General features: G+C 39.7%; 9 protein-coding genes. 6 read left to right on the forward strand and 3 right to left on the reverse strand.

Going from position 1 to position 10,551, the window contains the following annotated elements; all coding sequences use genetic code 11:
• Positions 1 to 433: 433 nt before the first annotated feature.
• Positions 434 to 1,546, forward strand: a complete 1,113-nt coding sequence (locus CXF82_RS07165; RefSeq protein ID WP_102039548.1) for an MFS transporter — start codon at positions 434 to 436, stop codon at positions 1,544 to 1,546.
• Between the two features lie 214 nt (positions 1,547 to 1,760).
• Here the strand turns inward: CXF82_RS07165 and CXF82_RS22285 are convergent, their stop codons facing one another.
• Positions 1,761 to 1,898, reverse strand: coding sequence for a hypothetical protein (locus tag CXF82_RS22285; protein ID WP_180961089.1), 138 nt, complete (start codon positions 1,896 to 1,898; stop codon positions 1,761 to 1,763).
• A gap of 110 nt (positions 1,899 to 2,008) precedes the next feature.
• Here CXF82_RS22285 and CXF82_RS07170 point away from each other — a divergent pair, with 110 nt between their 5' ends.
• A complete protein-coding gene (locus CXF82_RS07170) occupies positions 2,009 to 2,881 on the forward strand; it encodes a LysR family transcriptional regulator (protein ID WP_102039549.1) in 873 nt (290 codons plus the stop codon).
• Between the two features lie 314 nt (positions 2,882 to 3,195).
• Here the strand turns inward: CXF82_RS07170 and CXF82_RS22760 are convergent, their stop codons facing one another.
• The gene (locus CXF82_RS22760) at positions 3,196 to 3,387 is read right to left on the reverse strand and encodes a DUF4156 domain-containing protein (protein WP_374702360.1); all 192 of its coding nucleotides are present in this window, start codon (positions 3,385 to 3,387) and stop codon (positions 3,196 to 3,198) included.
• A 598-nt stretch (positions 3,388 to 3,985) separates the two neighbouring features.
• Here CXF82_RS22760 and CXF82_RS07175 point away from each other — a divergent pair.
• From CXF82_RS07175 to CXF82_RS07190, 4 genes are all read left to right on the forward strand, one after another.
• Positions 3,986 to 5,212 carry a serine hydrolase gene (locus CXF82_RS07175; protein WP_102039550.1) on the forward strand — a complete coding sequence of 409 codons (1,227 nt, stop codon included), beginning with the start codon at positions 3,986 to 3,988 and terminating at the stop codon, positions 5,210 to 5,212.
• Positions 5,213 to 5,687: 475 nt separating this feature from the next.
• Positions 5,688 to 6,824: a carcinine hydrolase/isopenicillin-N N-acyltransferase family protein gene (locus tag CXF82_RS07180; RefSeq protein ID WP_102043931.1), complete on the forward strand. Its 1,137-nt coding sequence runs from the start codon at positions 5,688 to 5,690 to the stop codon at positions 6,822 to 6,824.
• A gap of 134 nt (positions 6,825 to 6,958) precedes the next feature.
• Entirely contained in the window at positions 6,959 to 7,240 is a 282-nt protein-coding gene (locus CXF82_RS07185) for a DUF5666 domain-containing protein (RefSeq protein WP_102039552.1), read from the forward strand.
• Positions 7,241 to 7,291: 51 nt separating this feature from the next.
• The gene (locus tag CXF82_RS07190) at positions 7,292 to 7,996 is read left to right on the forward strand and encodes a hypothetical protein (RefSeq protein ID WP_102039553.1); all 705 of its coding nucleotides are present in this window, start codon (positions 7,292 to 7,294) and stop codon (positions 7,994 to 7,996) included.
• A gap of 1,560 nt (positions 7,997 to 9,556) precedes the next feature.
• On the opposite strand, the gene CXF82_RS07195 is transcribed toward CXF82_RS07190, so the two are convergent.
• A complete protein-coding gene (locus CXF82_RS07195; protein WP_219621774.1) occupies positions 9,557 to 10,252 on the reverse strand; it encodes a hypothetical protein in 696 nt (231 codons plus the stop codon).
• Between the last annotated feature and the right edge of the window lie 299 nt (positions 10,253 to 10,551).

A 10,551-nucleotide genomic window follows, 5' to 3' on the forward strand; every position in this document is an offset into this window, starting at 1 on the left:
TGTAATAACTGGAATAAGGTTAATGCATTGTTGCTAGGATGCAATATCTCTTTGGTTTTTAACAAGTGATCCTTGTAAGAGTGAAAGCTAATCATTCATCCATTTACTCTGCTGCGCGTCACTCATTATGTAGAAATTAGCTTGGTTTTAATGAGCGTAAATAGAAATCACGTAAGATTTATTGTTATTATCTCGTTGTGCTTTTTTTATGTTACCTTTTAAAATCAATACCTTTACTGTTAAATTCGTGTGGATAATTTATTTTGCATTATAAATTGAGGCAAGAAATAGTGATCATTCAGCATTGAATATTGAGATAACAAGCATATTCTAATGTATGGACTTTATTGAATTGCGCTAGGCAACACTTTGTTTACATGTTAGCTGCTATTGGCTAAAGTTATTTTCTGATATGTCGTTATTAGGCTGATATGTGACCCTATATTCAAACAAATTCCAATCTTTATTTACGAGCATTAAACTTGCTGTCGCCTCTAGTATATTCTTGTTATTACCTAGTTATTTAAATGCAATCTCAGTACAGTTTGAGACCTCAGTTTATGACCTTAGCTATTTAGCCACAGTTGAGTTGATGGGCTTTGCACTTGCTTCAATTCTTTGCTACTTCTTAGTTAGGCTTCGCTCTGTCAGGATTAATGAGACATTCGCTATTATTGTGTTAGCAGCAACGCACTTAGCGAGTGCTTACTGTGATGATATCAATATTTTTTTAGCATTAAGGGCCATTTCAGGCGTTGCTGCAGGGGTTATTCTTGTTTTAAGTTATGAGTCGTTATCTCAAGAGTCGAACCCCGATTTAGCCTTTGGTAAGGCTATTGCGCTGCAGATGCTATATAGCGGATTACTCTTCCTCGGATTACCCTATGTGATACAAGCATTTGGTGTCGATAGCTTCTTTTTCTTATTAGCTAGCTTTAGCATCTTACTGCTTGCTTTACCAAAGTTTGAGATTATTGAACCCTCGGAGCAATTCAGTGTTGGAACTGCTGATCTAAATACTAAAATATTAGCCTTGGCTGCAGTATTCATGATTCTTTTGACCCATTCTGGCTGCTGGTCAATGTTGAGTGTAGTGGGAGATAAACTGCTTATTCAGCCAAAAGAGCAAGGTAGGATCTTGGCCATGGGGACGATGTTTAGCTTGGTGGGAGCTATTTTAGCGAGCTTAGTGTCTCTCAGTAGGTATAAAAAAATGCTAACTATTTCAGCGTTGTTTGCACAAGCTGGAGTCATGATCCTGTTGTTTACAACCGAAAGTCAGTTACTTTATTTTGTCGCTGTTAGTTTGTTCATGATGTTTTGGAATTTCTTGCTGCCGCTGTTTATGGGGACTATTTCTGAAACTGACGAGCAAGGGGATATTATTAGGTTATCGGTGGCAGCTCAAACAACAGGAGCCGCATTGGGCCCCTATATTTTACTCAGAGGCTGGGTGCTGTCTGAACTGGTTGTTTTTCTGGCTATTACGTTAATGTGTATTCTCCCATTGTTATCAAAGAGAAAAGCTTTTACAGAGAAAGGTTAACGAGTTCAGGACAGGTTAGGTTTTATACCGTAGAAAAATAGCACTATTTGGCACTGCTAGTATCTGTGAGTTGGCCTCTCGTTAGAAGTCGCCATTAGCTTGAATCCAAGTCTCGGTCTCTTCCGCCATACAATTAATTATCGGCAAACATAAAGCCAGCTGCTACTTCTACCTAGCTCACCCATTTTTGCCGTTTGATAGTCATTTTTTGGTTTTACATATAACGAGTGCTATCAGCGCCGCTGAAGCAGGCGGTAGGCTCACCAGCATTAATTGGCCACTGCGCCGATGTGATGGTTAAATTCGTAGTTGAAAGTACAGTAATTGATAGTAGTAAAAGGGATGGTTTCATCGTCATTCCTTTAGATCTTAGTTCGTGTTACGTTTGTTTATGAGTTCATCTTGTCAAGGCTATGCGAATGGTTTTGGTTGGTACCCATCAAGTCATCGAATGGATTAAACATGCTCAATTTAGAACAGCTAAATGCATTTATCGCGGCCGCAGAGAAAGGTTCATTTTCTGCCGCCGCGCGACATATAAGAAAAAGCCAAAGCTCGGTGAGTATTGGTGTAAGTAATTTAGAGTTAGATCTTGGGGTGACACTTTTTGATCGCTCAACTAAATACCCCACTTTGACAGAGCAAGGGGAGCGATTATATCAACAAGCTAAAATCTTGTTACGCCAAGCGGAACGAATAGAAAGCTATGCGCAAGGTGCGGTTGAGCAGGTTGAAGATCAAGTAACAATTGCGTTGGATCCGTTAGTCCCTCTTTATACTATCGATTCAACATTAGAAAAAATGGCACAAAAATTCCCCTTCACTCAAGTTAAGCTGGTTAAACTGAGTGGCGAGCATTTGTCTAAAGCAATTTTAAATGACGAAGTTAGTATTGGGATTGGCCTTCCTTCAAAGGCTGTGCCTGATAATCTAGATTTTGTTAATTTTTTCGAACTTGAATGGACATGTGTATGCAGTCCGGATTCTAAATTTGCCGATATGGAACTCGTCGATAATGAAACATTAATTGCTGAACGACAAATCGTTTGTAGCAGTATGATTGAAAATGGTGCGCTTTCGGCTATTACTAAGATGTCCCAGCAAATCTGGCAAGCTTATGATCAAGATGATCTCATTAGACTTGTTGAGCAAGGGCTAGGTTGGGCTTTTCTTCCCAAAGGTCTTTTAGATGAGAAACTCGCTTTTGGCACTCTGATTGAGTTTATGCCTGAATTTCAACGCTCTCGAATGATGAGTACGGTAGAAATAACTTGGCGTTCTAACCTACAACATGGTCCGGTCGCTAACTTCATTATTGAAGAGCTTACTAAGTAGCTTTTATCTTCTAGCTAATTGCCACTTACTGATTTTTAGTACGGTAAAGGCCTTTTTTAGCATGTACTTTCCGTTACTCTTTATTCTATAAGAACACGTAAGCAGTTAAGCTGATTACGTGTATTCTATAGTGGTAATTAGCTTTGTGGGCAGTTAAAAGCTTCTCCAATAACAGTACTGCTGTAGGTGCCTTTGGTGCTTGAAATTACAGCGCCTTTGTCACTACCATAAGCCTCGATCCCTTCATTACTATTATCGACACTTTTCTTGAGTACAATGACATTTGCGCCTAGTGCAGCAGCTTGATTCTTTGCTTAGTTACGGGCCCCGATCAGAATATCGCGATCAGCAGTGAAGTCTGCTGTCCACCAATTCCCTTGTGGGCCATCGACTTCACCGAGAAAATTACAGTTCTGCGGTTCTGCGTCCATTATTCTAATAGAAGCGGCATTACCGTCAAGTTGGTTAGCCGAGCAACCCGTTAGCGCTACTAAAGCAAGTGCGATAAAACTTTTTTCATAATCATTTCCTCAATCAATATTTGTTTTTTAATTCACGGTATTCCTTGGTTGAGGTGATCTCCTCATCGTTTTCCTGAATCATTTGGTTAGGATGTACTGGCAAGTCGAATAGGTAAACGATTCAATAGGTAGAGTAATGAGAGGCTCAGGGTTATTAATTGGCGAGGTAATAAGTACAGAGACCGACATCAAGTATTAAGCCTTTGCGTATGAAGTAGCCCGCTGAGTTAACTATCTAAGGAGGTTTAGAATGACAGTAATAATGGAGTGAAGGTCAAACTGTACGAAAGGCTATAGCTCCCCTTGATAAGGGAGGTGAATAACCTTGGTTGATCATATTACTTATTTTTTTGGTTCCACCGACACAATCTCCTTTAACAACATGTTCACTCTGCAGTCGCTAGGATACCTACCATCATTAATATCTCCTTTAACTCAGTATCCACATATGATTCTGAGTCGCATCTCTTGCCATTCGATATTCGAATAGTAACTAACTTAAAGTATCTCTGCTTGTCTCGTATTATTACTCCATCAAAACGAAATTAAATTGTATTTAATAAACACTTGAAGGAATAACATTATGAAAACATCAATCAAAGCAATCGTCATCGCAGTTTCTTTAGCAACAACAATGGGTGCAGTGCAAGCAGCTGATGAAGTTAATCAAGCTACTTTTTATTCTGGTTATGACGTGAAAGATATACCAGCCGAGTCTTTTCAGTCTTGGCCTTATTACACCCATGCAAGTATGCACATTAAAGACTACTTACGTTACGGGGTATACGAAATGCCTGCATCTTCTAATCCAGCGCTTGTAACAGTCTCTCATTCATTAGATTTGTCTACAGAATTTAAAGACGGTCAAAGTTTTCGTGATAACTTAATTGAAACAAACACCAAAGGCTTCGTTGTGATGAAAAACAATGAAATATTGGCCGAGCACTACGACAACGGCTTCAAAAAAGGGATGGTTAATAATCTCCAGTCAGCCTCTAAAACCTATGTTGGCGTGTTGCTAGGTAAAGCAATTGATGCAGGTCTTGTTGACTTAGACGTTAAGGCAGAGCAATACCTGCCGGAACTGAAAGGCTCTATCATTGGTGGCGCCACAATTCGCAGTATCGCCATTATGGACAGTGGTATAGAAGCATTAAGTAATTACCATACTCCAGGGTCTAACGGTTATGAGTGGGAAAAAGAAATTGGCTTGCAAAATGCGGGCGAGCCAATGGGTCACTTAAAGGCTATCAAAGCGGCTAAGGCAAGTGAATTTAAACAAGGTGAAAACTGGGATTACTCAGATCAGAACACGGATACGCTCGCACTGATACTTGCTGAAGTACACGGAAAACCTTTCCAAGTATTATTAGGGGACTTACATGAAGAGATTGGTGGTCACGATATTATTGAGATAGCCAAAACCTCTGATGGCACCACCTCACCCTCGTTTGGTATTAATACTAGCGCTGTAGATTATGCTTTATTCGCCCAGTATATTGCGCAAGGTAAAGCTGGCGCTTCTTTTTACAAAGAACTAGCAGATACCAGCAACGATGTGCTAAATCCAACCGATGCTGGTACGTTGCTTTCAGCAGGTGGAGCAATGACTTACGACATGCAGTCGTACACCATTGCAGATAAAAACATTATCGTGTCATTCGGTTCATTCGGTGAGCTTTCATTCAGCGATATGACCAGCGGTATAAGTGTAATTAACCTGCAAGATTGGTACACCAATATTGAACCACAAAAGCTAATGGATACTATTGAGCGAAGTGTAGAAATTATTGAACAACTGCGTAAGTAAGCCTTAAGTAGAAGCAATAAAGAAAGAGCTGAAGTCAGCTCTTTTTTTGTTTTTAAAATCGTCTGCACCTTTAATAACGTGTAATTCTGGCAGTTTGATTACATCAGATTACATCAGACTACATCAGACTACATCAGACTACATCGCACTATCAACGTACTAAGCAGTTTATCAATTCACATTTGCCTTTCTTAATATGGATGGCGAATAGAGGCTACTGCTTATACACCTCGCTTTATTGGTTCCACCAAAACGAACGACCTTTAATTAAATGTTCACGCCGCTGTCGTTAGTACGGTCACCAAGCATCATTAATTTCTCCCTTAATTCAGTACAACATATGATTCTGAGCTGCATCGCTTGCCATTCGATATTCGAATAGTAGCTAACTTAAAGTATCTCTATTTATCTCGTATTATTACTCCATCAAAACGAAATCAAATTGTATTTAATAAACACTTGAAGGAATAACATTATGAAAAAGTCTATTTTAGCCATCGCCACAATCGCAGCTCTTTCTTTCAATGTTGCAGCGGCTAACGTCGCGGGTGATGTACTTGATTACTATCAACCAGAGCGTACTGCAGTACAGAATGGCGCCGTGATTGTCGACTTAACAGGTCAAGGTAGCGAAGCCATAGCCCAAAAATTAGCGACTATGCCTCGTGGTGAAGCAGAGCAAGCAGTCATCGAAATTGCAATCAACGCAGTTGAAAATAACCGTAAAGTCGCACCTGAGTATGTTGCCATCATGGAACGCCAAGCTGAAATTAGAGGCGTACCCGTTCATATGTTGTTCGCGGCCATCGCACAAGCGGATTGGGACATCAACAAAGGGTTTGTTAATGCTGGCGATACTGCTTCATTACAAAAAGCCGCTGAATCGATGAATGGCTGCACAACCCTAGCCTTTGCCGAAACGGGTATTGTCGGATTAAACAATGATTTAAACATTGGTTTTTTACAAGAAGGTGATACTTCAGTCATTAAAACAGATGACACTATCTTCTTAGCCACTGATGGTGGTCACTTCCAAGGTATGGGCAAACACACTGCTGCAGTCCTTAACTTCATGGGGGAACCAAGTGGATCATCAGCAACCGTTGACACTCAAAATGTCATCACTACCGATGCCGCTTTTGCTGCTATTACATCTTCAGCCAACGTAGAAGAGGCCTTTAACAAACTTAAGGATTATACCACTCACGTTTCATTAAACTTTACCGTGGCAGATGATTCTGGCGACTATGGTTCAATTGAAATGACAACCAATGGTACTCGTATCGTTCGTGGTGAAGGCGGTATTGCTCACGCCAATCATACGGCAGAAATGCGTGCTGAATTTTTATCTCATACACCTTTGCGCCAAGCCAATGAAAAATTTGTTGATACTTTTGCCCGTGAAGACGCAGGTAATACTTTCATTAGCTATGCAAAAGAGCGTGATGTGAATGGCATGAAGTACATCTTGCAGCAAAAGCCTATTAACATCACAAAATATAGCTCTGACTTCGTGACTGTCGAGTCTGTCATCTTCGATACTGTGAATGGTTGTGCTTATGTAGCAGGTGACAACCCACTCTTCTCAGAATACACGCAAGTTTGTTTCTAAGGTCAAGTGAGTAACCTCTTTAAAGGGGTTACTCATTGAATAACAACTTATTCATTTGAATACTCGTAAAAAAATGAGTCTGTTTTGACACAAGATAAAACCATATTAATCGTAAAAACATCTAGGAATTTAACATGAAAAAATTAATTAAAAACACAGCCATTATCATTACGTCTTCACTGATTTATCTAAGCTCGTCAGCAATCGCAGCTGAAATAGAAGGTGTTATTAGTTCAGTTGATAATCAACAGCAAACAATCGAGATCCATAACACTAAGTTATTGGTTGATAACCGCACACGTATCGAAAATTCACGAATGAACTTTTCAGATTTACGTCCTGGTATGTATGTCGAAGTGGATTATATATATCTAAATAATAAGTTGGTCGCTACAGAAATTGATTTAGACGACTAAGAAAGTGCCTCATATTTTAAACCTTAATAAACTGAAAGGGTGAGAACCAAAATGAACGCAAACTGGAAAAATAAAATGCTGTTATTAGCCGTCGCGGTCGGTATGACGGCTTGCGCATCTCCTAGTACACAAGTAGGTAAAAGTGCACAAACAGGTGCTACTTTAGGAGCTTTTACCTCACTTATTCTAGGTGGTGATACAGAAGATATTATTGTAAGTGCAGCCGTTGGCGGAGTCGGCGGTGCACTCGTTGGTGGCGCCAAGGCGCAAGAACAAGAAGCTATAAAAGCCAATGTGATTGCCAAAAGTGAATCACAACAAAAACTTCGAATTGAACAAGAGCGTCTTGAACTTGATAAAGTGCAACAGCGTAGTGAAGATAAAACGAAGTTACGCACTACAATGACCGCAAACAATGCCTTGTTAGATGACGTTCCGCTTCTTGAAAGAGCGTATGGGAAAGACAATGTTGATGGTATTTTGGCCTTAAGAGATTGTCATCATGTAAAAGCTAGAGTGTATGCTTCAGCGGCCGAAAATAGCAGTGTAGCAAGTGCTAAATTAGCCAGCGTGTGGTTGAAGGCATTGATTGCTGTAGACGAACATAATGATGCCAAGGCTCAATTAGCTTTTGAACGTTTGATTGAATTAGATCCTGATGTTTCAAATAGCCGTCAAGCAAAAGATTTTGCAAATGACACAATGGCAGATATTCGTGCAGACAGAAGATCACTTTCAATTTCTTGCGTTATTTAATGAGCTTTAATAGCCTGGTCACTAATCGTGGTCAATATCAAAACGTTCCCTTAATTATCTTGAAATTATCTGCTAATAATCTAATAAAAGGTTAGGGAACGTTAACAGAAATTTATTTTTTAGCTAAAGTGATTAGAATCTATAATCCACTTCTAGAAGGTATAAAATGACCTGCTCGCCAAAATAAATTACTTGTTAATGTGAACCCGTTGTTGCGGTTCAAGCGGCTCTTCGAAGCCAAAATCGCCAGTAATAATTACGTTAAGATCAGTAGCTGTCGATATCACTCGTTATTAATTTTCTAATAAAACCGGCGTTGCTAAAGAGAAGGGACTTTTTGTCGCAACCACTAAATATACCGATGTTTCATCTACGTTAGTGTCAAATTAAGCAACTTGGTCATTAGGTGATACAAGCATTTTTAAATTTAGTATTCCTCAAATAACGATTGCTGCAACGGCCCAAAAAGTCGGTAAGCCAATCACGAGAAAAGCTTCTTTGGGCGGGCCAGAGGACGCTATCACTTACGTCGTTACTGCTCCTTAATCTATTAGCTTAGCCATTTATCTAAGCTCCCAATAGTTTGGCTATTGGGCGCAATATCATTTTTCACGCAAAATATTGAATGGCAGGTCAAAGTTCGCTTGACGCCACCAGAGAGGAAATTGGCACCCTAGCGTTTAAATAAAATTTAAACGTCATAACTATCAGGCTAATATAATCTATATGGAAGCCGCTGCAAGGCTCGCAAAGATATCCATAATTATACTTAGACTCGCTCAACGCGTGAAAGTCTATGGCTAGTCATAATTGGGAAACTTGAATAGTGATTGATGATTGTATTTATTAGCGAATGAACTCGCTGGGTAATAGAACTAATTCATTTCTTAAATAAAATGAGTCTACAAGTTCGACTCCGGATCCTTTCGTACTTAACGGCATTAATCATCCCACCCTTTGAAGATGGTATTTCTCTAGCTAAATTTATTACTCCTTTTCCGTTGCCCCACTCCCAATATTGTGGTTGATGGAGTTACTGGCAAGCCTCTCTTGTATAGAGCTATCAACAGGTTTTAATTCGGTGATACAGGGGAGATACCGCGTTATCCTATGGAAGTATTGAACTCTAGCTTGAGCGCTGCCTATTAGTCTCATCGCGACCAATAAGGGCATACTGTCGATGTGGTTAATGAAATATTCTGTTAGGTATTCTGTGAGCAAGTTTCACCGGTGATGTGACAATAAATTGCACCTTGTCGGTAGCTATAAGCAATACCCATTTATCAGCGATGGAGTATTTCAATAGGCAAGTTAGTGAGTGTCACTGATGTGTAGCAACGACACTCACAATGGTAACGCCACTCTACAGCATTGGCATTAGTGAGTGATGCCCGAAAGTATCGGATGAATTGATTATTACCAAGATAGTATTTTGGTAGAGCGGAGTTTATAGCAATCGACAAAGAGGGGTTGGCTGTCGCGAATGTGATTATCTATAATATGTAAAACACCGCTATATTAATTAGCGGTGTTTTTATTATGAATAATAGAGCCTTAGCTTTAGAAGTAGTAGTTTGCTTGGAACCAAGTCACAGTATCCGCTTTCATGCTACCAAACTGATTTTTGTGCTCAGCAGTATATTCAACTTTGGCACCCACAGAGATGTTATTTGTAACCATAAAGCCACCACCGACCTCTATTTGGTTGATAAACTCTTTGTTTTTTAAGTGATAAGTCGTTTTGGGGTTAGCGTACAGCCAGTGACCAGCATCAAATCCATACATGGCATACACGCCTGCTTGTGCAATACCTGAGCGGTCGTACTTGTTATCTTCCATTGGACGTTTAACTTGTGTTGCACCACCACTCAACATCGGGAAAATTGAGATGTTGTCAGAGACTTGGAACTTATAGATAAGTCCACCAAGTACTGTTTGAGAGTTGGCATCAGCCAGTACATCTATTGAATATCCAAGGCCATCGGTGACATGGAAGTAGCGCCCACGACCATTCATATCTCCGGTTTTGTTATCAGCTGCAAGATCCAATGAGAAAATATTGCTGCCGAATCCCATCATGCCATTTAGTTGGGTGGTATCTTTACTTGCTGAAATACCAACAGTAGAGAAACTCGCGGTCGGGTCACCATAATTCACCTCTGCTTCAGGCTCAGCTGCCATAGCGTTAAATGAGAATAAGGTAGCGATAGATAGTGCTGCGACTGTTGCTGTCAGTTTTGAATTAAGTGTTTTCATGGTCATTCCTCTGGGATTCGGTTGTTATAATTAACTGACGCCAGTATCCCAGAAAGTAAGAAATAGATTAAGTTAGGTATTATTGCTAAATCGAATACTTTGTAATGTTGAGGTCTTAAATAGTCATTAAATTATATTGTTGTTCGTAGGTTTTAATTTATTTTGGGTCATATTTTTCGGGGTTTTTAATTAAAGTATCCTAAAGGAAGTTGTTTATTCGTAGGGCGGGAGAGGTTGAGTGCTTAGTTTAAGTAATGGTTGGGAGTTGATTTTTCAGGTCGTTAGTTTTTGACGTTATA

This window comes from Shewanella sp. GutDb-MelDb (assembly GCF_002836075.1).
Lineage (GTDB): Bacteria > Pseudomonadota > Gammaproteobacteria > Enterobacterales > Shewanellaceae > Shewanella.